We start from the raw sequence: 24,091 nt of genomic DNA, 5'->3' as shown, positions 1-24,091 counted from the left end.
CTCTAATCAATCAAAATAACAACCAACTATTTGGGAAAAGATTATAAAACCAAGCACACAAGTAGATGACAGAGAAGTTTTTAAAAGTGATTCACTATCTTCTGTGATTTTATGATTATAGGTTAGATGTTCGCAAGCAATATTAATTTTTGTTGCTATTTGTTTACTTTCATTGAATTCTTGAATAAAAGTAAACAAATAGTGCGATCGCCATTTCTGCGACGATTATAGAATCGATTATCGCCTTACCCTAGAATTTCTGTTGCTAATTCAAGTTTGTAGCTCATATTCCAGGTTTTACTAAACTTTTCTCCCAAGTCTCGCAAATTGCTGTAGCACCCATATTTGCAATCTTTTTAATAATTAGAGTTGCCAGGAGACTAGCAACAACAGGAGCAAACCCAAATCCACTGACTAAAACAGGAGCCAACATCCCAGCCGCTGTGGTATAGTTCTGATTTATTGTTTCATCTAAAATCTTCCGAGTCTCTGCATCGTCTCCGATGGGTTTGCACATAAGTTCGTAAACTAACGGGTTTATGCGATCGAACAACTGCTTACCTGCTTCTAGAAATCTTGGATCGATCGCTGCTCTAGCCGCAAAGTTCACATCAATAGATTCCAAGGAAGCTGCGTCTACCCCTCTTGCTCCACGTCCAGCAACATCATCCCCTATGGCTTGTACGCGAGAGCCTAGCTGAGCTTCCAATACATCATCATCCAGCTCCCACAAACTTGCCACAATGGCTTCAACTTCTGTCATTGCTAGTTATCTCCAGGCTTTAGTTAACAATAGAGTTACTGATTATTCTGGGGATATAAAAATATCTTCCGAAACCAATCAAGCTAGTTTAACCAAAATATAGTGATATTTCAAAAATCTCAACTATTCTTATCATTTTTTGATTGAGCGACTATCTCTCTGGAGATGAGCCGTGTTCGCGACTAATATCATTCCGGGTGGGCCGGAATGATATTACCCAACAAAAGAAGCCGGGGGTAGCGCGCGAGAGCGTTTTACTTTTAATTAGAACGACCTACTTAATTACTAACCTCAGCCATTTCAATCACGCGACCATCGTAATCCTTAACCAAAAAATTCAGCGGCTTTTCCCGGCGAATTTTATAACTAATGCCGCGAGTTTGTACCCTCATCAATAGCTGATCCAAACAATCGCGATCGAAACAAACGTGACGCGGACGATTTTTTTCCCCTGCACCGGCGCCGCTAATAATGTGCAGTTGCGTATTTTTCATCAACTGATACCACAAACCATCGGGACTCCCCATTGTTTGAGATGTCGTTGCCCTCCCGACATTCGGCGACAAATACAGCGGATCAATACCAGTTGTTCCCAAAGTTTGCTCGTAATTGTAGTAGTAGTGCAGCGGCACTTCTGCTACGGGCAGGTTTAGCATACCTTCATAGAACTCCCTCGCTTGTCCGAGATCCGATACCATCACGGTGTGTACCTTCGGAGCACTGGTGAGAAACATCCACATCGCCCCCGCATAGGCGGCCAGCAGCATCACCATAATCCCTTGAGTCGAAAACAAGCTGTCCAGGGACGGCAAAAAAGAGCTCAAGTACAAAGGCCGAAGTCCAAAAGCAATAAAACTAACTGCTAGAGTCATGAATTATAAGAAAGGGTAAACAACGAAATTTATCAAGATTGCAGTCGCGATCGCCCGCGAGACTTAAACTATTAGCTTAGCCATCTATAGCAATCCTAAATGATTCGTGTAATTCTTGTAGGGGCAAACCCCCCGTGGTTGCCCCGCTTGACTGGGGTAGGCACGGGGGCACTACCCCTACATATTTTTACAAATGATTTAGGATTGCTATATGTTAGCAAAAACTAGCGGTTAAGCCCTACCCGATGAAAGTCTTTGTCTACGGCACACTCAAACCGGGGGAGTGCAACTACCTCCGCTACTGCGAAGGAAAAGTTGTGGATGCTTGCCCCGCGATCGCCCGCGGTCAACTTTTTGCGCTGCCGATCGGCTATCCTGCGATGATGGCCGGAGATGGCACAGTCTGCGGTTTTCTCCTCTGTTTCGCAAACTCGGCTATTTTGGACGATTTAGACCGATTGGAAGACTATCATCCGCTGCGGGAACCGACACAAAACGAATATCAGCGACAGGAAATCGAAATCTTCGATCGACACCTCAAACCTTTAGGCACGGCTTGGGCTTACTTCATGTTACCCGATCGCGTTCGTTCCCTAGGAGGCATCTGGCTGCCCGACGGCAGGTGGGAAAATAGGTTTTTCACCAAATAAGGTGGTTAATGCCGATGAGCTTAGTTAATAGCTATTGCCGTGCGATTCGGCGGCTCGAACCTGTAACCGTAACCCCGAATTGTTTTAATAAACTGCGACGCATTAGCATCAACTTGAATCATTTTCTTGCGAATCTGGCCGATATGCACGCTAACAACTTGCTTTTCTCCTGTGTCGTGGCAGTTCCACCCCCAGATTTTTTCGATTAGCTGTTGGCGACTCCAAGATTGATTGGAATGACTAGCCAAAAAATACAAAATATTAAATTCCAAGGCTGTTAAGTTGATAATGCGATCGTTGAGTGTTGCTTCCCGACGCGCTGAATCGATCGCGAATCGATCGAATACAATACGTGATGAAGTGACAGGCCTCATACCAATTTTTTATGAGGCCCCGTAGAATGCGATCCCCCCTAGCCAAGAGGGCGGGCACTCTTGGCACCGCCCCTACTAAGGGGGGGACAAGATTCCGATCTTTCGTCCCCCTTCTTAAGGGGGATTTAGGGGGATCGAGATATGTGCAACTTCACATTCAATTGGTATCATCCGTCTCAACACAACTTCTATACGAATTGCCAACTCTGCCAAACCAAAGGGTTTGCAGATATAGTCATCAGCACCTGCAGACAGGACTTTAAGTTTATCAGCTTCGTCGGTGCGGCTGCTTAGCATAATCACAAAAACATTAGTACGGCGATGCATTTCCTGGGAGAGGTGATAGCCTGTAGTATCCGGCAAATTCCAATCAAGAACTACTAGCAGTGGCTTTAATTTCTCAAACAATTCTAAAGCAGTCTCGCCATCTGCTGCCGAATCTACTTGATATTTCTGATTTAAAAAACGATGAACAAGATTGCGGATTGATGAGTCACTCGATTTTAGATTTTAGATTTTAGATTTTAGATTTTAGAATTGAAGCATTGACCCCACGGATAAATTCGGGGGCAAGTTTCATCGAATACAGGTTTTTTATTTCTGGACTGATGAATCACGTGGCGGGTATCCTGGATGCTTTCGGTCATCATCCACAACGAGAATCTTGGGAGTAGTATCAGTAGTCATAACAAAAAAGTTTCTTCCTAGCGTCAATTTAAAGCTGGCAATTACAGCACAGCTTTAGTGGAGCGTAAATCCCAGATCGTTCCAACTAATACAGACTTTTTTGGGGCAATTCTTCTCTCAACTTCGCTTGAATGTCAAAAGGCTCTCCCCAATCCCAAATTTTTACTTCTAGGTGTTCGTTAAATACCATTATTTCCAGCTCTATCGGAGTTTCTAATGGCAGATTTTTGTGAGCGTGGCGAACAGCATTCGTAAACCCTTCAATCACAGCAAGTTTACACTGATGCAAAACGACTAGGGGAATTGGTAGAGGATCTAGCTGTTCAACCCACGATAAAACTTGAGCAACAGCCTTGATATCAGTATTTATTTGAAGGCGGATTTTTTGAACTAGCTGGTTATAACTTGGCTCGGATTGGGGAAATCGTTGCTTTTGAAACCCGAAATTAAAGCTGGTTAAAACATCGATAGCCCGCTTAAAAAAACCATCTTGAATGCTGCTTTGGGATGGTACTAGACCAGGCTGCTGATAATATTTTACAATGAACAGACAGTTCCGACCGTCAGAAGTGCGGGTATAACTTAGCTCATCGGCAATTTTGCCAATAATTTTTATACCTATCCCACCTGACGGAATTTCATCTATGTTATCTATCATGGTGCTATCCTTTGTCATCATTTAATGTGTACTTTTTTACCTAAAAAAGACAGTGGCATTCTGAACGATTAAGTTTGCATGATTTATGCCTGACTTTTCCCGTATGCCGTGCAGTTGTTGTCCCGATCATTTTCTCTTTTTTGATCGGGTCTTGACAAACTCAGTTTGCGATCGCTAAACTGATCGAAAACTGACGTTGACAATTAGATAAGTAAATTATACAATGACCACCCTCAAAGCCTCTGAGGAGGGATTAGTAAAAATTAAGCAAGCTAGAAGAGAAAGGGGCTCGACTATAGAAGACCCGATATGGCTAGTAGAAGCTAGTCAAAAATTAGAGCCCGATCGAACTTGGACAGAGGCCGGGCCCTATGCCGATGGCCTCTCGCTGCCAACTTGGAGGCGTTTTTTAGGAGGAAGAGACCCAATTAAAGCTAATGCTTTCAAGGCTTTTTGCACGGTTTTGCAGTTGAATTGGGAAGAAATTGTCGATCGTCCTCCTTTAGCCCCCCCTTACCAAGAGGGGGTTGGGGCAGGGCTGTTTAATTCTCACCAAAAACATGAATTTTGTAGGGGTAGTGCTACCCCTACTCCCCGTGCCTACCCCCGACCTAGAGGATTCGATCGGCAGATCCGACCAAGAGGGCCGGCACGGGGGCACGGCCCCTACGGATAATGAAACTGCCCTGGGGGTTGGGGGGGTTAGAGATTTTTGCCAACAGCATATTGATTCGGTAGTGCAAGAGATACGGCAAAAATGCCACAGCAAAATCCAACAGCTTTACAGCAAAATGCAACTGTTGGATATTGCACAGCCCGTTGATGTCAGCAACCTCTACGTTGAACTCAACATTTTGGAGGAAATTACCAGTTGGCAGCCGGGAGAAATTAGCGATTTACTCAGAGAGTTCAACCCAGATGCGGATAACTTTAACCGCTTGGGATTAGGTAAAATATGCCAGAAACGAGTACCAGGATTGGATGCGGTGAAATCTCACTCTAAACTGATGGTACTCGGCAAACCGGGTTCCGGTAAAACTACTTTTTTGAAACACATTGCCATTCAGTGCGATCGCTCTGAATTTGAAGCAAACAAAATACCGATTTTTATCTCTCTGAAAACCTTTGCTGAAATCGCTAATCTTGACTTATTAGAATATATCAGCGACGAATTTGCCAGTTGCGGAGTTGAGGCGCGATCGCAAACTGAATCTGTACTCAGTCAAGGCAGAGGGCTGATTTTGCTGGACGGCTTAGATGAAGTGCCAGAATCAGATAGCGATGCAGTCGTCAGACAGATTCGTCAGTTTGTCCAAAAGTATTACAACAATCAGTTTATTATTACCTGTCGAATTGCCGCTGCTAAGTACAGATTTCACGACGAAGCCTTTACCTGTGTTGAGGTAGCAGATTTTAATAACAAGCAAATCGCTGCCTTTGCTCGCAATTGGTTTGTGGCATTTTCCCAGAATATGGAGGCAGGGAAAGCTTTAGCGTCTCAATTTGTATATCAGCTAAAAATGAATAAAAATCAGCAAATCCGAGAACTGGCAGTAACGCCTATCTTGTTGAATCTGACTTGTTTAGTATTCCAAGCCAAAGCACATTTTCCATCCAACAGAGCCAAGTTGTATGAGGAAGGATTGGAAATTATGCTCAGAAAATGGGATGAAACTAGAGGCATTCAACGGGATGAAGTTTATCGAGATTTGAATTTGTGCCGCAAGAAACATTTACTTGCTTTTGTGGCAGCTATTACTTTTGAGCGGGGCGATTACTTTTTTGAAAAAAATCAAATCCAACAAGTGATTGCCAACTATCTGGCTAACTTACCCGATGCCACAACTGACCGCGTTCAGTTGGAGAGCCATAGTGAGGTTGTGCTGAAGGCCATCGAGGCACAACATGGCTTATTAGTGGAGAGGGCAAGAGGGATTTATTCGTTTTCTCATCTAACATTCCAAGAGTATTTTACTGCTACAGAAATAGTTAACAATTCCACTCCACAAGCTTTGGAGAAACTGGTCAGCCACCTGACCGAGAAGCGTTGGCGAGAAGTCTTGTTTTTAGCAGTTGGGATGTTGCCAAAAACTGATGACTTGTTACTATCAATGAAACAGCAAGTTGATGGGATGGTTGCTGAGGATGAGCAGTTGCAGCAGTTCCTAATGTGGGTAAGAAATAAATCTTTTTCCATTAAGGCTCCCTATAAACCATCAGCTATCCGCGCTTTTTATCTGGGTCGAGAGGTAGAGCGCGTTAGTAACCCTCGTTCGGACTTGAATTTTGACCTAAGTTTGATCCGTATTCTTGGTTATGCCATTGACCATACCTTTAAACCACCCCTTGAACTTTTTTTCTTGGACTTTACTTCTTATTATGACAATGAACGTGACTCTGGCTTGGCTACTGAACGCCACTCTGACTTGGCTACTGATATTGTTCTTGATGTTGCAATGTTTTATGCAATTGACCTTAATATTGCCTATACTTATGCTGCTGGTTCAGGTCGCAATCTTCTCTCTATCCTCGCCTTTTCTCTCAATTTAAATCTTGAACCAGAATTGAAGCAATCTCTGCAACAACTCAGAGACCAACTATATGCTTCAGCATATCCAAACAGAATACAGCACTGGTGGAGAAGCGAGCGGGAGTGGTGGAATGCTAAAGGTCGAGATTGGACTCAGCAATTAATAAATGTGATGATTAAGTATCGCAATATAGGTCGCAATTGGATATTCAGCGAACAGCAGAAGTCATTGCTGAGGAAGTATTATGATGCTAATAAATTGCTAGTAGATTGCCTCAATAGCGGTTGTAATCTATCTCCTGCTGTGCGGCAGGAAATTGAGGAGACATTGCTGTTGCCGATCGCAAATCTGCAAAAAATCGGTGACAAGTGCGATCGCCCCGTCTAATTCCACTCGCTACCTACTAGGATATTAAGATGCGATCGCCCCACAATTCGTCATTCAAAGCCGGGAAAGCGTCAAAGGATATATCCACCTTGAAAAACTGGGAAAAACAGCAAAAAGCCCCCTTTTTTAGGGAGCTTAGCAACTTTCGTTATTGCTCAAAACAGAAATCCTACTGCGCCTTTAGCAATTACTTTTGAGGGGTTGCTACACCAACTTTGGGAATATCCATGATCGGTGCATTCACCCCAAGCATCAAATCATTGGGATTAACCATCTCCACCAGAGGCTCGTTTAAAGCCATAATCAAACCGTCTGATTCAGCAGGAACGGGCGATCGAGCAAACTGAGGAGCAAACAATTGGCGATCGCCACCGACACCAGACACCACCGCAACCAACAAAGCTGCGATCGCACCTCCACCCACAATCCAAGTTCGTTTCGGCTTGCGTTCCACCCGCTGCAAAACCTTCGTCGCCAACTCCTCGGCAGATTGTTCCGCAGCAGGCACCGGCATTGCCTGAAAACTCTGCTGCATCATCAGCAGTCGCGAGTACAAACGCTTCGTAGTGGGGTCATTTGTCAGCCACTCCTCAACTTGCCGGCGTTCTGCTGCCGTCACTTCGCCATCGAGGTAAGCACTTAGCAATTCAAAGCGATCGCGCATCATAGTAGTTACATTGCCCTGGGCATAATTGTTGTTAACTTCAGTTTCAGCGAGTGAATCCCCCACGCCTTGCTGATTCTGATTTTTATCGGATTCAAAGTTACCACTCATAATTTCAGACTTGCTCTAATTGGGGAATCACGCACTCGGTATTAGAATGATTTACTGCTTACTTATATTTTAAAAGAGAAGTTTTGATGTCACAGCAAACTTCACCAAATCTTCTTAACCCGCCTCTGAAATTACTCTTGCTAATTACCATCGAGATATTTTTGCAATTCCAACTGCAATCTTTGGCGAGCTCTAGCAATTCTCGACTTGACAGTTCCCAGAGAAACTCCGGTCATTTCGGCTATTTCCTCATAGGCTAAACCTTCTATTTCTCTCAAAACAATTGTCGTGCGGAATACTTCCGGCAAATCTGCGATCGCCACCCGCAACTGGTCGTAAAATTCTCTCGTCGTCAAATCTTCATCAGGCCCCGGACTGTCGGCCGGAATTTCCCAATCAACCTCGCCATCTTCCAGAGTACGGGGTACGTCCAGCGACAGCGGAGTTCGCACCCGTTTGCGCTTCCGCAACTCATCGTAAAACAAATTAGTGGCGATGCGGCTCAGCCAGCCCCGAAATTTAACAGGCTCTTGCAAGCGGTTAATATTGCGGTAGACCCGAATCCACACTTCCTGAGCCAAGTCTGCTCGGTCTTGCCAGTCAGGGGCCAAGTGATAGAGAACCCTGTCTACGTGGGACTGATACCGCTTCAACAGTTCTGAAAAGGCCGTGGTCTCAGGTCGATTTCCTTCCTGACACCGCAACACCAAGTCATAATTAGAGAGTTTTTCGGCTGGCAATTGCACTCTTTGAACGGTCGCCACAACCGCAGACCAGGACACGGAAATAAAGTCGCTCATCGGTGGAATCGGCTCATCGAACATTCCACACTTTTTGACGTTAGGAGATCGTAACAAGTTCCCCTCTTCAATCTCAAATCTCAAATCGATTGACTAATGCCCGACAACCTCGCACGCTCCAATACTAACCCAACTGCTAGAACCGTCAGCCCAATGTTCCTTTTTCCAAATCGGTACATTGTGTTTGAGCGTATCTATGGCGTACTGGCAAGCTGCAAACGCTGAGCCCCGGTGGGGACAGCCAACAGCCACCAATACGCTGATTTCGCCCACCTGCAAGTGTCCGACGCGGTGGTGAATAGCGACCCGATTGACATCGGCCCACTGGCGGCGGATTTCAGTAGCAATTTGCTGGAATACTCGCACGGCCATCGGTTCGTAGGCTTGATATTCTAGGGAAACTACAGCTTGACCGTCAGTTTGGTTGCGGACTGTACCGCTCATTATTACCACGGCTCCGTTCGCGGGGTCATCTGCCAAAGCGTATATTTCCTCTACAGACAGCGGCGCTAAGGTAATGGCGAAGCTGTCGGATTCATGGCGTTGAGGAATTGTGCCGAGAGAAAGTGCAGCGAAGGAGTTCATTGCGAAAGAAGTGGTGCTGGAGAACTCGATCGATCTTGACACAAATCAAGTCGCGATGGATTTGTCTTGCATTCTTGTCGGGGACACTGGGAGGCTAATCTTGAGACCCATCTTGTAGCACGGCCGAGGGCCCGACGCCATCGCCCCGAACTTCTGCACGAGTGCGATCGGCTACACTATGACTGACCCCAAGCAAATTAAGATTGGGCTTGAAGACGAGCCGGATGCTTGTTCGATATAATTAACTGCCGATCTTGCTGTAGCAGTTCAATAAATAAGCACCAAAATAAGTAGTGTCATTCGCAACTCAGTACAAGCCATTTCCTACCCCAATCGATAACTTCGTTCCCTTTTTAATGACACAGTTAAGTTTAATTCTGCCCGGAGTTCTGATCCGCGTCGGCAAAATTTTTAGCAGCCGATGTAAACTTTATTTATTTTTTTGTTCCGGAAAGCTACATCAATGACATGATATACCTGTGCATGGTTCAGGAACATTAGCCAATACTCGGCAACAGCAAGACCTTAACGCCCTTTTGTGGCTTTTATGAAACATAAGTTAATAATTTGGGCTGTTAATTGAGGTTTTGACCTGAGTCTGCACCAAGAAAGGTTAACAACAATCATGAGGAAACTATGGAAGCACTAGCATTGAGCCACTCTTTTGTTGCTTATGAATCTCCAGAGTCCGAACTCCAAGTCAAGTCGTTAGACCAACTCGGCTTGAAAATTCCTAATTCTGCATGGATAGGCGTCGCAGGTATGGCAGTAGCCCTATCTGTTCTGAGTGTCGGTGGCGAAGCCCAGGCGGCAAGTTGCTACCGCAAACACTGTGGCCATCGCGCTCATCACAGCCATCACAGCTACGCCAAAGTTGTCACGAATGGCGGCCGACTGAATATCCGCCACCGCCCCAGTAGCTGTTCTGGTGTAATCGGCAAGTTATATTATGGAGACCACGTAAAATTGACCGGTCGTTACAAAAACGGCTGGGCCCAACTCAAAGGTGGTGGCTGGGTTTCTGCGTCCTGGCTTTCCTAACTCTTAACTAGAGCAATTTACATTTCTAGAAAGAGTTTTAATCGTTACCCGGCCCTACTGGGTAACGATTATTTTAAATATGCGATCGATCCTGAAAATCATTGAAGATCCGAAATTCATGACTAACAACTAACAGCCTAAACTTTACCCCCGCCGATTAGATAAAGTAATGCCATCCGCACCGCCACGCCGCTGGTAACTTGCTGAGATATCAGGCTAAACTGGGCATCGTCCATCAAATCCGAACTAATTTCCACGCCACGGTTAACCGGGCCAGGGTGCAACACCTTCACATCCGGCTTGCAGAGTTTCAGCCGATCGCGGGTAATCCCGTACAAAGAATGGTACTCTCGTAAACTCGGCAGCAAATGGTCGCTCATCCGTTCCTTTTGCAGCCGCAAAGTCATCACAAAATCAGCATCTGCCAAAGCAGGTTCCAGATGCCAGTGCAAAAATAACTTGCCTTCCCTACCATCGCCACACTCAGCAAACAACAGCGGTAGCAAAGTCGGCGGCCCGGCCAAATGAACCTCTGCCCCAGAAGCCGTTAAACTCCAAATATTAGACCTAGCCACCCGCGAATGCAAAATATCCCCCACCACAGCAATTTTTTTGCCCGCTAAAAGTTCCAGCCGCGGACGTTCGGTATCTAACAGAGCACAAATAGTAAATAAGTCTAGCAAACCTTGCGACGGGTGTTCGTGCTGGCCGTCTCCTGCATTGAGAACGCTGACTCTCGACCCCAAGCGATCCATTTCCGAAGCAATCGTGCTGGGAACTCCAGCTTGTTCGTGCCGGATTACCATCAAATCCGTTCCCATCGCCAAATAAGTCTTAGCCGTATCCAGAATAGTCTCCCCCTTCGTCAGAGAAGAACTTCCCGGCGTAAAATTTAGCGTATCCGCCGACAGCCGCTTCGCCGCCAACTCAAAACTATTGCGAGTCCGGGTAGAAGGTTCAAAAAACAAATTCGCGACCACTTGACCCTGCAGGGCGGGCACTTTCTTCGTGCGGCGGCCGAGCACCTCCCGAAAACTGGCTGCTGTTTGCAGCACTGTATCGTATTCGTCCGAGGTAAAATCAGCCAGAGTGAGAATGTGTCGCCTTGTCCAAGTCATACAATTTTAGATTTTAGATTTTAGATTTCAGATTGACTCAATCAGGACGGACGATGGGTTTGGAACTTGCTTGTACGCCCGCCCTGCTGTCGCCTTTGAATGTTCGATCGACATTTAGGGGTGGCGATCAACAGTATCCAACAATTTTTGATCGCTTTTGCGGTGAGTAGAGTTATAATCAGTTTATGTAGCTCCGACCCCACTCTCACAGCGAACCCAGCGTCGAAGGTGAAACAGGTGTGGTTTACCCGCAGGAAAGCGGAAATTACGCTGTAGCAGCCAAAGCGCAGTAGTTGCAGTTCCTCCTACGCAAACTCAGCCTTGTCAAGAACAAGCCGAACGCAGCCCTTGCATCTGCCACTATGTGGAAACAACGATGTGGAAACAATCGAGGCGGCCAACCTCCCACTGTCGATCGACAGCATATAGCGGGACATTTTAAAGATGATTAATTCTTTGAAGTCGGTCTTGACTCTTCAGTCCTGCTTATAGGGCCTTGTCAAAACGAACTGTGTTAAGATACAAGTTAAATATGTAGCTTCCCGACAAAAATCTACACGTATCTTGGCGAGACTGTTCTTGGCGAAACTGCGGTAAAAAGTGTGAGATCGGAAGTGGTAATTCACAAAATTTAAACAATTCAAGAGGTATTATGAGCCAGAAGGTTATACAGCCGATGGTTAAGTTCCAGCGTCAGGTGCATTCTCTAGTCACGTCTGACATTATCAAGCCGACAGACAGTATTTGGAAAATTGCTCTGCTTTACGGCGACGAATGGCCGTACTGGAAACAGCAATTGCTAGAGTTTGATTTTTCTATGCAAGACCCCGTGAGCGAGTTGATAGCTGTAGAAGCTTGGGACGAGGAATAACAGAGGAGACGGAGGACTGGGGTGTCGGAGAGAAATTCCGAGGCGATCGGCTAAATTTTATTTAATAAATTTCCGTTGCTAAATTCTTCCCTCTTCCCTTTTCCTTTTGCCCTCTTCCTCATAAATTCTGACTTTTGGCTTTTGAGTTTTGACTTCTGACTTTTGTTAAAGCGAAGCTGCTAAAGCTCGAGCTAATTGTTGAGCAGTTTGAAAGCGATCCCCAGGCTTAGCTGCCGTGGTTCGCAAAATGGTGTCCCGCAGCTTGGGGGCGATCGTCGGAATATTTTCGAGCTTAAACCCGTAACCTCCAGCTATTTTGCCGTAAAAGTTTTGAGGGCTTTGGGCCGTCAGCAAAAAAATTAAAGTAGGCCCAATAGCATATAAATCCGACTGAGGGAGAGGCTGTCCCCGGTCTTGTTCTGGTGCGGTGTAGCCTTCAACGCCGATGCGAGTGCCCGGAGGAGTGCCGATTTCTTTAACGGCTCCAAAATCCAGCACTGTAATGCGATTGTCCCGATGCCGCACCAGCAAATTAGCAGGTTTAATATCCCGGTGGACGATCGGGGGTTTTTGAGAGTGAATGTAGTCCAAAACCTCACAGGTTTGGCTCATCCACTCTATTGCTTGTTGGGGAGCAACAGGCCCGCGGTTGTAGATGCGTTTTTCTAAATCCTCGCCGTGGAGCATTTCCATCACCAAGTATTTTTTGCCCCCTTCCACAAAAAAGTCAAAAAACTGAGGAATTCCCGCATGGTGGAGGGCCTTGAGAGTTTTAGCTTCACGTTCAAACAGTTCTTGAGCTTTGACTATTTGAGCCATGTCAGCATTCATTTCCTTGAGGACTACCAGAGAAGCTGCGGGGGAACTTCCGGGTTTTTGAGCTTTTGCTTTCTCTCGATCCCAGGCTAAAGTCGTTGTCCCCATACCGCCTTGGCCCAAAGTTCGCAGCACTTGGTAGTGGCGCACCGTGCGATCGACTTTAATCGGTTCGCCGCAGTGGATGCAGAATAAATTCCCCGGCGGGTTTCCCGCGTGGGTACACCTTGGTGCCGCGAGATTGACGGTGGGGTTCGCCTTAATTTGGCCGCCGAGTTCAATAGTAATCACTTGGAAATGCAGAATTGGGCCGCCCCGCGCCAACTGGATCATGGCACCGTCGGATATCCAACCCTGAGACATGAGAATACCGTTCACCAAAGTGCCATTTGTCCCGGAATTGACTAAGTACCACTGACTGGATTTCCCGCTATTAACTCTTTGCAGTTCCAGATGCTGCCGCGACACTAGAGCATTGGGGATCACAACGTGATTTTCGGGAGAGCGGCCGATGCGAATAATGGATTCGCTCTCGAAACTCCACTGTTGCAGGGGGGTCTGTTTTTCTGGATCTAAAAGAGTCAGCAGCATTTTCGCTTGATGTGGTTGAACTCCCTGATTTGGCAGTGAGAGTTGACGGGATTTATAGATTTGGGGCGTAGGGCTTTGAAAAATTAGCAATTAAAAATTACTTATGAGCTTCACAGGTTAGTTCCAGGAAAACTTTATAATATCCTGATTGTGATTAAAGATTTCATAAACAATTAAGTTATAAATAGTCTTTTGGGAACAATTATTCCTAAAATTTGTGAGGGGTCGATCGCTCCTTAAAACACAGTCGATCGATTTAACACTTGAAACTACAAAAACCAGGTAAACAATCGCTAAATTTTTACGTAAATTTGCTGTAGCAGCAGGTTGTGATTTACCCCCCACATCTATAGGTAGGGCGGGCACTTCCTGCCTATGCCCAAATTGCCCCGACAGCGATCGAGTATAAAACAGATTTCGCATTAGCCAGCCTGCATACTCACTTCATTTTATAGCAATCCTAAATCATTTGCATAATTATTGTAGGGGCAATCCCACGCCCGGTTGCCCGATAGATAGGGGGTAGGCACTCTTAGCACTACCTACAAATTTATCTGAATCATTTAGGATTGTTATAGTTGATTTTTTTTCATTAGACTAACTATTTTTATAAGTGAAAGCTCTTTCAACTATGATGAATCCACTTACTATCAAGCCAATTTTTCCGGTAGATTCCCTGAACCGAGTCTCAAAATTAAAGCTACTGATAAATGGTTAGTCCTCCACAGCTTTTCTGCAATCTTATGGGTCTGTAATCAGTTTTTGAGCAATCAAACTGAAGCTGTTTTAACACCGGATACCTAATAACAGAGCCAGCAGTAAAGCCTTGCCCGAAAAAGGCAGAAGCTGTTTCCTTTCCCTGCAACAATTGCAGGTTTAACCCAGACCGTCACGGGGGAAAGCGCCACCTTTGAAAAAGTTGGCCGCATCGAAAGTCTAAAATCGAAATGCGCCTACCTGGGCCCGAATGATAATTGCCGTGATATTGTCGTGACCGTTGCGTTTGTTGCCCAGTTCAATCAATTGAGCAACTCCCTGGTCGAGATCAGCTTGGGGATTGAACAGGGGTTCGAGAGTGTTCTGCCAGTGAGTTTCCAACAAATCATTATCTGTCAGGCCGTCCGAAGCCAAAATTAATAAGGTATCTTCGCACAAGTCTAAAAACTGCACCTCTGGCTTGAGAAAATTACTGTCTCGCGGGCCGATGGCTTGAGTTAGTTGATAGGCGTCGGGACGGGCATAAGCAGTTTCCGGGTCAACTCCGCGCTTAATTTCGCGCTGCCCTACTTCGTGGTCTGAGGTGATTTTTTCTAGGGTTTGTCCCTTTCTCAGTCGGTAGAGGCGGCTGTCGCCGACGTGGGCAACGGCGAATTGGGTGTCTTGAACTAAGACTGCGACTAGAGTTGTACCCATGCGGGCGCTGCCGGAGCGTCCGTCCTTTTGATTGATTTCAAAGATGGCTTTGTTGGCTAGCAGCACTCCCTCGCGGATGGTATCTGCCGGAGGTAGTTGATTTTGCCAACGGGTTTGAAAGAATTCTCTGAGAGTTTCAGCGGCTAGTTGGCTGGCTACTTCTCCGCTGTCGTGTCCCCCCATGCCGTCGCAGAGAATGTAAAGCCCTTTGGTTTGAAAGATGCGACCGAAGGAGCTTTCGAGTTTGTTGAGCTGAGTCCAGATGCTGAAGAAGTCTTCGTTGTGGTCGCGCGTGCGGCCAACATCGGTGAGGCCTGCGTCTTCTAAGCTGTAAATCTGGAGTGGCATGGGCTGGGTTAAGACCTCGCCAACGTCGGGGGGGGACTCGTCGGGGCTGCGGTAATGCCTGCGCGTCGGGGTTGAGCTTGGTGAAGGTGCGGGTTGGAGTTCGAGGGGAACTGTTTCTAGGCGCGATCGCAATTCTTCGATTGTGTTAATCTCGCCTCTGTACATTTGTTGCAGCAGGTCGAGCAAGGCGCCAAACTGAGTGCGATGATCGGACTGGCTAAATATCACCTGCCACAGTTGCCCCAAATCTACCAGTTGCAGGTTTGAGCCGGCGGGTTCGGGATAGAGGTATTGCAGCCGCAAAGAAGCCAAGGAGAAGGAAGAGTCGGGGTTGACTCGCAAATTTGTCAGTTCCAACAAGCTTTGCCGACAGCGCCAGGGTTCTAGGGCAGCCCAGAGTTCTGTCATTTCGTGTAGCCAGTATAAAATTTGCTGGGTGGAAGTTTCGGGTTGACTCCAGCGTTCTACCAGCAGCGGCCATTGGGAGCAGTCTTCTAGCAGCAGCACTGCCTGTTCGTTGTCTGACCAGCTATCGTGAATGACTGGCAGGTTTTGAGAGAATTGCCACCGGAGTGCCAGATAAGGTTCAGCTATGCCTTGGCAAAGCTCTGCTAAGGCGGAATTGGTTGAATTTTCTCCGCGTTTGATTGCTGCGCTATAGGGGGATGTTCGTCGGGCGACGCTGGCAGAGTTGGCTGCTAGCATGGCTTTGAGGGGTGACATTTCCAGCGGCTGACAGTCCAATACTGTTACTTCTACTGTGTCTGAGCGTTTTCTCGGCGGCACGGTTTCTAGGAGTTGGTAGCGCTGCTGAGTGTCTAAATAAGCTCCTGCTTGCTGGGAAGGGATTAAATATTCTGAATTGGGGACGGGGAATTGTGGAGATGGGGGGGAGATGTCAGCTATGTTTGGGCTGTCGGGGTTCTCGGTTGCTTCGTGGATTTGTTGAGGCTCTGGTGCGGTTGTAAAATGCTGCTCAGATGGGGTTATTTCGCGCTCTGGTGCTGTAGTAGAGCTTTTTTCTGTTGTTTGAAAGGATGCTGGTGCGATCGCCCCCACGGCTACCACAGGGTCAATTTCTGTGCTGCTGAATTCGCCGTCGCTTGGCTGTGGAGAAGTTGATGCGACTGCTATTGGGGGTTCGGCTGGGGTGGTTATTTCGGTTTTAATGGCGTCTGTGATTGGTTCAGGAGAGTTTTGGCGCGATGGGATTTCTGGAACCCTCTCTGGTTTTTGGGGAAACTCGGCTGGGGGTAGGGTTGACTCGTCTGCCTCGACTGCTGGAAAATTCGATCGACCGCAGATAATGGCCCGCCACACTTGACCTGTTGCGACGCCGCAATTCTGACATAATGCGGCGCTAAAAGCGACTTGGGCACCGCATTCGTGGCAAGGTTTGTAAATTAGGGAATTTCCGCATTGTTGACAAAACTTGTTTGGATTGGGATTTTCAAATTGGCAGCGGGGACAGAGAAGCATAGGGGTTTTAAATTGGATATGGGCGATCGAGTGAAAGCGGTGGGGAGTTTTGGGTTGTGGCCTGTGAGTTAGGAGTTATGAGTTTTGGGTCTGACTCGCAACGGATAACTCCCATTGCCCTATGCCTTATTTTATCGGGATGAATTCAGAAGTAAGATATTTCTTAGAACTGAGATGTTGCATCGGTGTCAGGAATACGCCTCTTAAGCCACATCTACAACAACTTCTCTCGCTTCAGGGCCCCAAAAGCCAGCCCCACCGGTGGTAACAGCGTGCGGGCCCGACAATAAAAGTTATCTCATGAGTGGAACGGGCCGAAGAGCCCGTTCTTAACAATGGTGCAATATGTCAGTTAGAACTCATGTGTTCCACCATTCTCAATAAGCTTTTTATGAACAGGTAAGATGCCTGTTCATAAAAAGTGCATTTTCTTGTGGGTTGGGCGGGAGAGCCCGCCCACAGAAGGGTTATTGATAATGGTGCAATATGTCACTTAGAACTCATGTGTTGTACCCTTCTCAATTACTTGTTTAGGAACAGGCAAGATGCCTGTTCCACAAGAAAATTCATTCTTTGTGGAACAGGCATCTTGCCTGTTCTTGAGAATAGTCCAATATCTCAGTTAGAAGGGATTTGCTGTAGAATCTTCTTGGAAAACGGTTTCTCTGGCGATCGACACAATGGTGGAAAGGGGTACTTCACAGAAATATTTCCGCCGGAATTGTTCTTCGGAGACTGCTGCTAGGAATTGCGCTGCAAAACGGGCGGCGATGGGGGAATTTGGCACTGAGAAGTGGATGGATTGGCTATCTAATAAGGATTTGGGGATTTGATCGGGCGCGTCTTGCTGCTGTGCGGTTTCGAGTTGTCTGGTGATGTGGAAAGCTCGATCGCGATAATTGATTTTAAAACCGAGATATGTTAGGGTTTTGAACCCTAGTTGCAGGGAGGTGTCGCTGATACCGAGTTTTTGGCGAAGTTGCTGTCTGGTGACGGGTTTTTTGGTGCGGCTGAGATATTTGGCTATGCCGATTAGCTGTTGGCAGATTTGCTGTGGGGGTACGAGTGGGGGTAAAGTATAGGCGATCGCGAGTTTTTTCTGAGTGTGCTGTGCTTGCCGAAACCAGATCCGCAGTTCGTCCCAGCTTGCGGGGCATTCTTTGAGGACGATCGAGTTTTCGCGATCGACCTTTTCGGAATTGTAAACTAGATTGTCGATCGGCATTTGAAATTCTAAGTTTGTGCTGGCTGCTAACAACTCTTCATCGTTATTTCTATTGCGCCAGTCTACAATCCAATCTATTTTAGTCGGCGAATTGATTGGGTTGTCTGCCGTGCGTTCCCGCACTGCTACGAGGCGCACTTCATACCGCGATTTGTAAGTATTAAAATCTAGTTCAACGGTGACATCGCAGCGGCCTTGGGGAACTTCGTTTTGGTTGTGTCCCCACCAAATACCTGGAAATCCAGTATCGCTAGATTCATCCCTCATTGTAAATTCTGTTTTAAGATATTCTACTTTTTGCCCTTTCAAGTCTTTGATTTTTTGATTCCAGAGATTGTCAAACCAGCAGTTTTCAATCAGCAATTTGGGTGTGGGGTTGCCCATACCGCACGGTTCGAGCAATTTTAGTTCTTGAAATAAGTCTTTGCCTAATTCGGAGACAGTAATTTTTAGGTCTGCTTCAACGGGGGCGGCTGTTAAACTATCTGTGCTGTATTGTTGTCGCAGTTGCTGATTTACCGCATCGGTAAATAGGGGGATATTTTCAACAGGGAGACTCAATCCGGCGGCGAAGGGATGACCACCAAATCTGTCCAATAAATGCGCTTGGTCTTTGACTAATTGGTAAAGGTCAATTTGATTGGCGGAACGCGCCGAACCCCTAGCAATTTTGGATGGGGAAAGTGTTTTTGATTCTGAATCTAAGAAAGAGGTCAATTGGGTTTCCTGGGAATTTTCCTTAATTTCTTCGCTTCCTTCTGTGCTGAATAAAATCACGGGACGGCCGTATTCTTGGGCGATTTGTCCCGCTACTAATCCTAATACTCCTACGGGCCATTGGGGGTCGCTGAGGACGATGACGCTAGTAGTTGAGAGGTCGAGTTTGGCTAATTTGGCGGCGGCATCTTTGGCAACATCTTTTTGTAAAGATTTGCGCCGGGAGTTGGCAATTTCGGTTAAATTTGCTAGTTCTTCGCAGCGTTTTTTGTCGCGGCTGGTGAGGAGTTCTACGCAGAAGCTGGCGTCACCTTGAATGCGGCTGACGGCGTTGATTCGGGGGCCGAGCCCGAAGGATATGTCGGTTGGGCGATCGCCCGATCTTTTGCACAGTTCGAGCAATTTTGCAACTCCCGGGCGGGTGGGATTTGCGATTTGTTTTTGCAGTTGTTGGATGCCGATTTGTGCTAGGTAGCGGCTGTCTCCTGTAAGTTGGACTAAATCGGCAATTAAGCCGATCGCTACTAATTCTAATAAATCTGCGATCGGGCGCTGCGGAATATCCGGTAATGTGTCATATAATGCTTCAACTAATTTATAAGCTACTCCCACTCCTGAAAGGTTAAATAGTTGGTGGCTTGGGGGAAAGTAGCGGGGATTGATAATGGCTGTAGCTGGCGGGCGATCGTCTGGTAATGTATGATGGTCGGTGACAATTGTATCGATGTTTAAGCTGGTGGCATATTCGATTTCGGCGATGTTTGTACTGCCTGTATCGCAGGTAATAATTAAGCTAATTCCCGCTTTTGCTAAGGCATCTATTCCTGTGATATTGAGTCCGTGAGATTCGGTTAATCGGTTGGGAATGTAATAAGTTAGTTGGTCGTTTTGAGTAAAAAATTCTCCCAGTCCATCCCACAAAACAGAGGTTGAGGTAATGCCGTCGGCGTCGAAGTCTCCCCAAATTGCAACTTTTTCTGCGCTGTTTCGTGCTTGCTGGATTCTTTCTATCGCCCAGTTCATTTCTAGCCCGAATTCAAAGGGACTTGCTGGTTGGTAAAGTTGGGGGTTTAAGAAACCTGGTATTTGTTCGGGGTTGTGAATTCCTCTATACCAGAGAAGTGCGGCGGCATAGTTTCCGGGGAGTTCTGGTGCATGGTTCCTGACAGCTTGGATCAGCCAAGCTGGGGGTTGGGATAGGGGTTGAGTTGGCAAATTTTGAAGTAGTTCTGTCATAAGTTATTTCATTAATTCCTGTAGGGGCGGGTTCACCAACAATCTTTCATTCACATCCACAATATCTATAAACCCGCCCCCACCGGGGACTAATAGTTGGCATAGTAAAAGATTTGAATTAAATAGACATTTCCTCAATGATAGCAAGATTTGGCAGCCAATCTGTGGGAGTTTCTGCGGAAAGATTGGATGAGGAAGCTGTGTTGTCTGTTGTGCGGTTGCAGCGAGTTGCAAATTGACAGGAATCGCAAAGATTGGAACTAATTTCTACTTGGGGTAAGAATTCGCCGCCTTCGGTATAGCGCTGTCGCCACTCGCTTAGCTGGTGCAATAGGTGGGTTAAATCTTGTTTTGTGCGATCGTGTTCTGTTTGGTTGTAATAAAACGTGAGTTTTTGCGGCGGTTCTTCTCCTTGCAATTGTACGAACCAGTATGTCATGGAAACTTGTTCGGGGGAATAGTCGCTGGTTTCTACTAAAACATATAAATAGAGGCGAGTTTGCCAACTTTCGGCTATCCATTTTGATTTTTGAGGGCGGGGATAGGTTTTCCAGTCGAGAATTTGCGCGGCGTTTGGTTCTGCTATTAGCAAGTCATAGATAACGGTGAATAGGTAGTCTTGGAAAATTAGGGTGCGGGGGTGTTCGGCTTGGCGGAAAATGCGATCGCTATTTTCTGAATTAGCGAAAAGTTCGGGTGCGGTGTTGATAAATGCTGCCACACAGCGTCCCAGTTCGGGGTCTTGTTGGATGATGAATTCAATGGGAAGTCCGAGTTCTCGCTGCTGCATTAATAGGTGAAAGTGGCTTCCCCATGTGAGTTTTTCTTTGTGTTCTGGGGATGCGGTGGTGGCGAGTAGTTCGAGGTAGCTGTGTTGGAATTTGCGGGGGCATTCTTCGAGAATTTTGAGTTGGGTTTGGGATAGTCGGAGCATTTTTTTATGATTTTAGATTTTATATTTTTTATGATTGTAAGGGGTAGAGATTTTTTTTTAACCGCAGATGTCGGCAGATGGACGGAGATAAACGCAGATAAATTAGGGCGATCGCATTTTTGGAGGAGAGTACGCGCGTGCGTAGCTATCCCGTAGGGAATCGCCCTTTGCTTTCCCAAGTGCGATCGCTTTATACATATAAAAGCTGATTAGCGATTTCATCAGCCGTTAGCGTATTTAATAAAATGGCAACCCGTTGAGCAATCTCATAGGCGTTCTTTTGAGGGATCACAATAATCCCCGAATGTTGTTTTCCTTCTCTCATATAATCTAGATGCAGTCGCTCAAAGTCTACGCGATTATGGGTGAGCAAACATCGCTCCATAGATGCTGCGTAAGCTAATTGTTGGCTATCGGATTTACTCAGCATTCCCTGTTCGCTGGTTGTCGTCACATCGAACCCTCTAGCCAGCAGTAAAGTAGCTACAAGCCTTGAAACATCTTCATCTGTATAAATAGTTGCAAACAGTTTCACGGCTTTCTCATTGCAGCTTTAACAGCAGGATGAATCAATTCTTCAGGAATTCGATTGCGCTCAATATAAGTATTTATTTCTTCCTGGTTATCCAAATAAAAGCTCAGCGCGTCAAAAATTTGAGCTAATTTCAGGTGAGGTAAGTGCATCGGGATTTCTTCAGGAGTAATACCCAAACGCCACAATTCCACGATCGCCCGAACGGAAGTCCTGGTTCCTGCGATAATTGGTTCGCTTTGCAAGATTTCAGGGTGACGTGCGACATAACGCGAAACAGATTGTACATTCATGGCAGATTAACAGGGCAGATATATTTTTATTATATGTTATTATTTAAGCTAAAAGTGTGCCAAAAATTGAGAAGCATTAAGCACGATCGCCCTTTTTTCCAAGTGCGATCGCCCGTTCAGATCGATCCAACGCTAATTAATCTTCCCCTAACTCTGAAAACAATAATTCCAAGTCTCGATCACCCCGTAGCACGCGAGTAATATCAATCCCGTCCGATCTGGGGTAGTAAAAAATTAAATAATCCCTCACAATAAATCCGCGTAAGTTGGGGGATAACCTCTCATAGCGTTTGCCCATATTGGGAAATTCGGCGACAAGTTTACATTTTTGACGAATTGCATCAAAAAGCTCGCTGGCTGCCCTGGAACTATGCCAGCAATGTACTCACAAATCTCATTCAAGTCTCGGACGGCTTCATCTGAAAATGTATAACTGTTCATGCCCCTGACTGTTCTCTTCGATCGATCTTTTCTTGAATTTGGGCAAACACAAGTTCTCCATCTGTCACTTGTCCCTTAGCAATTTGTGCAGTTCCAACTGCTATTTTCTGGCGGAGTTCTTCGATGCGTTGTTTTCGTTCTCTGAAAAGTGCGATCGCTTCTCCAATTATTTCTTCAGCGCTGCCATATTTTCCGCTTTGAATTTGCGCTCGAATAAACTCTTCGTATTCCGGCTTTAAGACAATATTCATTGACTTGCTCCTTTAAATCACAGAAAGGTTACTGCACGATCTTGACATCTTTTGTAGATTAGCTTAGCACAAATATCAACATTCTCAGAGATGGTGGCAGCCCTAGAGTCGAGCTTGAAAAAATTATTGTGAATCGCGTGCGATCCTCTTCGAGGGCTTCGCTAACGCACTTTTCGCCAACCTCTCTACAAATTCCCAATTTGTTGAGCAAACCACATCGCCGCCGTCCCATTTCCCTCACCCAAAAGTTTCAAAGTATCCGACAGCAAAGCAATTGGCAATCCCTCAAGCGCACCGGAAATCTCGCATTCCTGATATTTCCCGTTTTCCTGCAAGCGAAATGCCAAAACTCTCTCGCCCTTAATATCTACTACCCAATACTCAGGAATTCCCAAAGCAGCATAAAGCCGCTTCTTTTCATCTAAATCGCTGGCCAAAGTAGTATCGGCTATCTCCCCGACTAAATCGGGAACTCGCGACTGATTCAGATTAATTCGGCGAGGTTCCCCTTTTTGCCATTGGTGGAAATCTCCGCCGATGTATAAAACTTTATCTGGTGCACCCGCTCCCACTTTAGGTTTCTCAATTACACAACCGCTGAGAGAATCAAAAGTTTGTCCTATTTTGGTAGTAAACCACACGAAAAATATGATAGTAAACAGATCGTTAAATCTGGCGTGCTGAGGCCCTTCATTACCCATGTCTATCCAAAGATATCCTTCATAAAAAAATATTCTGGCTTCCTCCAAAGATGGATCTTCGCAGGCTGCTACATAATCTTCCCATGTCGCGGCTTGCCATTGAGGAATTTCACCGAGTTGAGGCAAGATGAATTTTACAGTTGTAGAAGTCATGATTTAAAAGCAAATTGAGGATAAAATTATCCTAACTTAAGTCGCTATTTATAGCCAAAGGAAGAAGGAAGGCACTACACGGATACACGAATGAATTATCGAGTCTGAGTCATTCTTAAAAAGGAAGAAGGAAAATACAAGAAAGATCGACTTGAAGTCAGACGAAGGGGCGGGCACGGGGGCACCGCCCCTACAAATGGCGATCGCAATCCTTGTGCTTATCGAATTGCTGTGGGCGCCGCAATTGGTACTTCTAAGTCTGGTTGCAAGTCAAAGACTACGACAAGCGTTGCTTGAGGCATCAGTTGACGCAGACACAGCAAGTGCCCGTCAGCATCCGATCGACTGCGAAATCGCCCCACAATCGCCCGCTGCATACTGGGCATGAGTTTGGCGATCGCCCAAGGGTAAAGGCGTTTTTGGTACGCGATCGCACTAGGATTCGCAGCGCATCCCTGTTGATAACCGTTTTGTGGCATGATCGTGTTGTATTCGTAAGGAGTACACAAAAGGCGTTAGTAAGTTTCTTGGCGGGAATGTACTAACGCCTTTTCCATTAAAATTCAAGCACATATCACAAGAATTGTCAATTGTCAATTCTTAACGCTAAGTTTTAACGGTTATCCTATCTGAAGCTTTTATCGGCTAGGGATTTGAGGGTTTTAGTAAGTGTTGAATTGTTTGCCAAAGTGATAGATTTTTGATTTTTAACCGCAGATGCACGCGGATAAACGCGGATGAAAGAAAGATAAATTGAGAAATTGAACCGGGCGGTTGAACTCGGCGGTTAGAAACCGCGTCTACACAAACAAAACCCGCCTACGCGGGTTAAAGACGATCGCACATTTC

25 protein-coding genes are annotated in these 24,091 nt (G+C 46.1%); 6 read left to right on the top strand and 19 right to left on the bottom strand.

Translation table 11 applies throughout. The features are described 5' to 3' along the window. Positions 1-283: 283 nt before the first annotated feature. Positions 284-763 (bottom strand): hypothetical protein, encoded by a 480-nt coding sequence (locus tag QUB35_RS06870; RefSeq protein WP_333140571.1) that lies wholly within the window; start codon positions 761-763, stop codon positions 284-286. A gap of 278 nt (positions 764-1,041) precedes the next feature. Next, positions 1,042-1,635, bottom strand: a complete 594-nt coding sequence (locus QUB35_RS06865) for a glyoxalase-like domain protein (RefSeq protein ID WP_333140569.1) — start codon at positions 1,633-1,635, stop codon at positions 1,042-1,044. 245 nt (positions 1,636-1,880) lie between these two features. On the opposite strand from QUB35_RS06865, the gene QUB35_RS06860 reads away from it, so the two are divergent. After that, the gene (locus QUB35_RS06860) at positions 1,881-2,285 is read left to right on the top strand and encodes a gamma-glutamylcyclotransferase (RefSeq protein WP_333078464.1); all 405 of its coding nucleotides are present in this window, start codon (positions 1,881-1,883) and stop codon (positions 2,283-2,285) included. Positions 2,286-2,305: 20 nt separating this feature from the next. Here QUB35_RS06860 and QUB35_RS06855 read toward each other — a convergent pair whose 3' ends face one another. The 3 genes from QUB35_RS06855 to QUB35_RS06845 form a co-directional block, all read right to left on the bottom strand. Next, positions 2,306-2,659 carry a response regulator transcription factor gene (locus QUB35_RS06855; RefSeq protein ID WP_333140567.1) on the bottom strand — a complete coding sequence of 118 codons (354 nt, stop codon included), beginning with the start codon at positions 2,657-2,659 and terminating at the stop codon, positions 2,306-2,308. A gap of 114 nt (positions 2,660-2,773) precedes the next feature. Then, positions 2,774-3,145: a response regulator transcription factor gene (locus QUB35_RS06850; protein ID WP_445252017.1), complete on the bottom strand. Its 372-nt coding sequence runs from the start codon at positions 3,143-3,145 to the stop codon at positions 2,774-2,776. A gap of 286 nt (positions 3,146-3,431) precedes the next feature. Continuing rightward, positions 3,432-4,004: an ATP-binding protein gene (locus QUB35_RS06845; protein WP_333140565.1), complete on the bottom strand. Its 573-nt coding sequence runs from the start codon at positions 4,002-4,004 to the stop codon at positions 3,432-3,434. A 223-nt stretch (positions 4,005-4,227) separates the two neighbouring features. Between QUB35_RS06845 and QUB35_RS06840 the strand changes: the two genes are divergently transcribed. Both QUB35_RS06840 and QUB35_RS06835 read left to right on the top strand, forming a co-directional pair. Further along, the gene (locus QUB35_RS06840; protein WP_333140563.1) at positions 4,228-4,680 is read left to right on the top strand and encodes a hypothetical protein; all 453 of its coding nucleotides are present in this window, start codon (positions 4,228-4,230) and stop codon (positions 4,678-4,680) included. 115 nt (positions 4,681-4,795) lie between these two features. Beyond that, positions 4,796-6,922, top strand: a complete 2,127-nt coding sequence (locus QUB35_RS06835) for an NACHT domain-containing NTPase (RefSeq protein ID WP_333140561.1) — start codon at positions 4,796-4,798, stop codon at positions 6,920-6,922. A 187-nt stretch (positions 6,923-7,109) separates the two neighbouring features. Here QUB35_RS06835 and QUB35_RS06830 read toward each other — a convergent pair whose 3' ends face one another. The 3 genes from QUB35_RS06830 to QUB35_RS06820 form a co-directional block, all read right to left on the bottom strand. Further along, positions 7,110-7,697: a zf-HC2 domain-containing protein gene (locus tag QUB35_RS06830; protein ID WP_333140559.1), complete on the bottom strand. Its 588-nt coding sequence runs from the start codon at positions 7,695-7,697 to the stop codon at positions 7,110-7,112. Positions 7,698-7,837: 140 nt separating this feature from the next. Then, positions 7,838-8,497 (bottom strand): sigma-70 family RNA polymerase sigma factor, encoded by a 660-nt coding sequence (locus QUB35_RS06825; RefSeq protein ID WP_041622468.1) that lies wholly within the window; start codon positions 8,495-8,497, stop codon positions 7,838-7,840. A gap of 93 nt (positions 8,498-8,590) precedes the next feature. Then, the gene (locus tag QUB35_RS06820) at positions 8,591-9,082 is read right to left on the bottom strand and encodes a molybdenum cofactor biosynthesis protein MoaE (RefSeq protein WP_333140557.1); all 492 of its coding nucleotides are present in this window, start codon (positions 9,080-9,082) and stop codon (positions 8,591-8,593) included. 636 nt (positions 9,083-9,718) lie between these two features. On the opposite strand from QUB35_RS06820, the gene QUB35_RS06815 reads away from it, so the two are divergent. Next, complete coding sequence (locus QUB35_RS06815) at positions 9,719-10,123, top strand: SH3 domain-containing protein (protein WP_333140555.1); 405 nt, start codon at positions 9,719-9,721, stop codon at positions 10,121-10,123. A gap of 137 nt (positions 10,124-10,260) precedes the next feature. Here the strand turns inward: QUB35_RS06815 and QUB35_RS06810 are convergent, their stop codons facing one another. Next, a complete protein-coding gene (locus tag QUB35_RS06810) occupies positions 10,261-11,241 on the bottom strand; it encodes an aspartate carbamoyltransferase catalytic subunit (RefSeq protein WP_333140553.1) in 981 nt (326 codons plus the stop codon). A 652-nt stretch (positions 11,242-11,893) separates the two neighbouring features. On the opposite strand from QUB35_RS06810, the gene QUB35_RS06805 reads away from it, so the two are divergent. Next, entirely contained in the window at positions 11,894-12,112 is a 219-nt protein-coding gene (locus QUB35_RS06805; RefSeq protein ID WP_193973492.1) for a DUF4327 family protein, read from the top strand. Positions 12,113-12,277: 165 nt separating this feature from the next. On the opposite strand, the gene QUB35_RS06800 is transcribed toward QUB35_RS06805, so the two are convergent. From QUB35_RS06800 to QUB35_RS06775, 6 genes are all read right to left on the bottom strand, one after another. Beyond that, the gene (locus tag QUB35_RS06800) at positions 12,278-13,519 is read right to left on the bottom strand and encodes a protein kinase domain-containing protein (RefSeq protein WP_333140594.1); all 1,242 of its coding nucleotides are present in this window, start codon (positions 13,517-13,519) and stop codon (positions 12,278-12,280) included. A gap of 936 nt (positions 13,520-14,455) precedes the next feature. After that, positions 14,456-16,759, bottom strand: coding sequence for a serine/threonine phosphatase (locus QUB35_RS06795; RefSeq protein ID WP_333140552.1), 2,304 nt, complete (start codon positions 16,757-16,759; stop codon positions 14,456-14,458). Positions 16,760-17,381: 622 nt separating this feature from the next. After that, on the bottom strand, positions 17,382-19,937 hold the full coding sequence (locus QUB35_RS06790) for a DHH family phosphoesterase (RefSeq protein ID WP_333140551.1): 2,556 nt from the start codon (positions 19,935-19,937) through the stop codon (positions 17,382-17,384). Between the two features lie 118 nt (positions 19,938-20,055). Further along, positions 20,056-20,871 (bottom strand): PD-(D/E)XK nuclease family protein, encoded by an 816-nt coding sequence (locus tag QUB35_RS06785; RefSeq protein ID WP_333140549.1) that lies wholly within the window; start codon positions 20,869-20,871, stop codon positions 20,056-20,058. 190 nt (positions 20,872-21,061) lie between these two features. Beyond that, complete coding sequence (locus tag QUB35_RS06780; RefSeq protein ID WP_333140547.1) at positions 21,062-21,406, bottom strand: DUF5615 family PIN-like protein; 345 nt, start codon at positions 21,404-21,406, stop codon at positions 21,062-21,064. Further along, positions 21,403-21,696: a DUF433 domain-containing protein gene (locus tag QUB35_RS06775; RefSeq protein ID WP_333140545.1), complete on the bottom strand. Its 294-nt coding sequence runs from the start codon at positions 21,694-21,696 to the stop codon at positions 21,403-21,405. The genes QUB35_RS06780 and QUB35_RS06775 overlap by 4 nt, the downstream gene beginning before the upstream one ends. Positions 21,697-21,762: 66 nt before the next feature. Between QUB35_RS06775 and QUB35_RS06770 the strand changes: the two genes are divergently transcribed. Beyond that, a complete protein-coding gene (locus QUB35_RS06770) occupies positions 21,763-21,897 on the top strand; it encodes a hypothetical protein (protein ID WP_333140543.1) in 135 nt (44 codons plus the stop codon). Here QUB35_RS06770 and QUB35_RS06765 read toward each other — a convergent pair. From QUB35_RS06765 to QUB35_RS06750, 4 genes are all read right to left on the bottom strand, one after another. Beyond that, entirely contained in the window at positions 21,833-22,033 is a 201-nt protein-coding gene (locus QUB35_RS06765; protein ID WP_333140592.1) for a type II toxin-antitoxin system RelE/ParE family toxin, read from the bottom strand. The two genes, QUB35_RS06770 and QUB35_RS06765, sit on opposite strands and share 65 nt — an antisense overlap. A gap of 100 nt (positions 22,034-22,133) precedes the next feature. Further along, positions 22,134-22,388 (bottom strand): type II toxin-antitoxin system ParD family antitoxin, encoded by a 255-nt coding sequence (locus tag QUB35_RS06760; protein ID WP_333140541.1) that lies wholly within the window; start codon positions 22,386-22,388, stop codon positions 22,134-22,136. Positions 22,389-22,573: 185 nt separating this feature from the next. Beyond that, positions 22,574-23,242: a Uma2 family endonuclease gene (locus QUB35_RS06755; protein WP_333140539.1), complete on the bottom strand. Its 669-nt coding sequence runs from the start codon at positions 23,240-23,242 to the stop codon at positions 22,574-22,576. A gap of 218 nt (positions 23,243-23,460) precedes the next feature. Beyond that, positions 23,461-23,721: a hypothetical protein gene (locus tag QUB35_RS06750; RefSeq protein ID WP_333105634.1), complete on the bottom strand. Its 261-nt coding sequence runs from the start codon at positions 23,719-23,721 to the stop codon at positions 23,461-23,463. Positions 23,722-24,091 lie beyond the last annotated feature (370 nt).

This window comes from Microcoleus sp. B13-B6 (genome assembly GCF_036705405.1).
Taxonomy (GTDB): Bacteria; Cyanobacteriota; Cyanobacteriia; order Cyanobacteriales; family Microcoleaceae; genus Microcoleus.
Note: the sequence above shows the minus strand (reverse complement) of the source record. Positions and strands in the feature narration are given on the sequence as shown.

Bases quoted from the DNA above. Each gene is read 5' to 3' on its own strand.
- QUB35_RS06870 (WP_333140571.1), bottom strand. From the start codon at position 763: ATGACAGAAGTTGAAGCCATTGTGGCAAGTTTGTGGGAGCTGGATGAT.
- QUB35_RS06865 (WP_333140569.1), bottom strand. From the start codon at position 1,635: ATGACTCTAGCAGTTAGTTTTATTGCTTTTGGACTTCGGCCTTTGTAC.
- QUB35_RS06860 (WP_333078464.1), top strand. From the start codon at position 1,881: ATGAAAGTCTTTGTCTACGGCACACTCAAACCGGGGGAGTGCAACTAC.
- QUB35_RS06855 (WP_333140567.1), bottom strand. From the start codon at position 2,659: ATGAGGCCTGTCACTTCATCACGTATTGTATTCGATCGATTCGCGATC.
- QUB35_RS06845 (WP_333140565.1), bottom strand. From the start codon at position 4,004: ATGATAGATAACATAGATGAAATTCCGTCAGGTGGGATAGGTATAAAA.
- QUB35_RS06840 (WP_333140563.1), top strand. From the start codon at position 4,228: ATGACCACCCTCAAAGCCTCTGAGGAGGGATTAGTAAAAATTAAGCAA.
- QUB35_RS06835 (WP_333140561.1), top strand. From the start codon at position 4,796: ATGCAACTGTTGGATATTGCACAGCCCGTTGATGTCAGCAACCTCTAC.
- QUB35_RS06830 (WP_333140559.1), bottom strand. From the start codon at position 7,697: ATGAGTGGTAACTTTGAATCCGATAAAAATCAGAATCAGCAAGGCGTG.
- QUB35_RS06825 (WP_041622468.1), bottom strand. From the start codon at position 8,497: ATGAGCGACTTTATTTCCGTGTCCTGGTCTGCGGTTGTGGCGACCGTT.
- QUB35_RS06820 (WP_333140557.1), bottom strand. From the start codon at position 9,082: ATGAACTCCTTCGCTGCACTTTCTCTCGGCACAATTCCTCAACGCCAT.
- QUB35_RS06815 (WP_333140555.1), top strand. From the start codon at position 9,719: ATGGAAGCACTAGCATTGAGCCACTCTTTTGTTGCTTATGAATCTCCA.
- QUB35_RS06810 (WP_333140553.1), bottom strand. From the start codon at position 11,241: ATGACTTGGACAAGGCGACACATTCTCACTCTGGCTGATTTTACCTCG.
- QUB35_RS06805 (WP_193973492.1), top strand. From the start codon at position 11,894: ATGAGCCAGAAGGTTATACAGCCGATGGTTAAGTTCCAGCGTCAGGTG.
- QUB35_RS06800 (WP_333140594.1), bottom strand. From the start codon at position 13,519: ATGCTGCTGACTCTTTTAGATCCAGAAAAACAGACCCCCCTGCAACAG.
- QUB35_RS06795 (WP_333140552.1), bottom strand. From the start codon at position 16,759: ATGCTTCTCTGTCCCCGCTGCCAATTTGAAAATCCCAATCCAAACAAG.
- QUB35_RS06790 (WP_333140551.1), bottom strand. From the start codon at position 19,937: ATGACAGAACTACTTCAAAATTTGCCAACTCAACCCCTATCCCAACCC.
- QUB35_RS06785 (WP_333140549.1), bottom strand. From the start codon at position 20,871: ATGCTCCGACTATCCCAAACCCAACTCAAAATTCTCGAAGAATGCCCC.
- QUB35_RS06775 (WP_333140545.1), bottom strand. From the start codon at position 21,696: ATGAATGTACAATCTGTTTCGCGTTATGTCGCACGTCACCCTGAAATC.
- QUB35_RS06760 (WP_333140541.1), bottom strand. From the start codon at position 22,388: ATGAATATTGTCTTAAAGCCGGAATACGAAGAGTTTATTCGAGCGCAA.
- QUB35_RS06755 (WP_333140539.1), bottom strand. From the start codon at position 23,242: ATGACTTCTACAACTGTAAAATTCATCTTGCCTCAACTCGGTGAAATT.
- QUB35_RS06750 (WP_333105634.1), bottom strand. From the start codon at position 23,721: ATGCCACAAAACGGTTATCAACAGGGATGCGCTGCGAATCCTAGTGCG.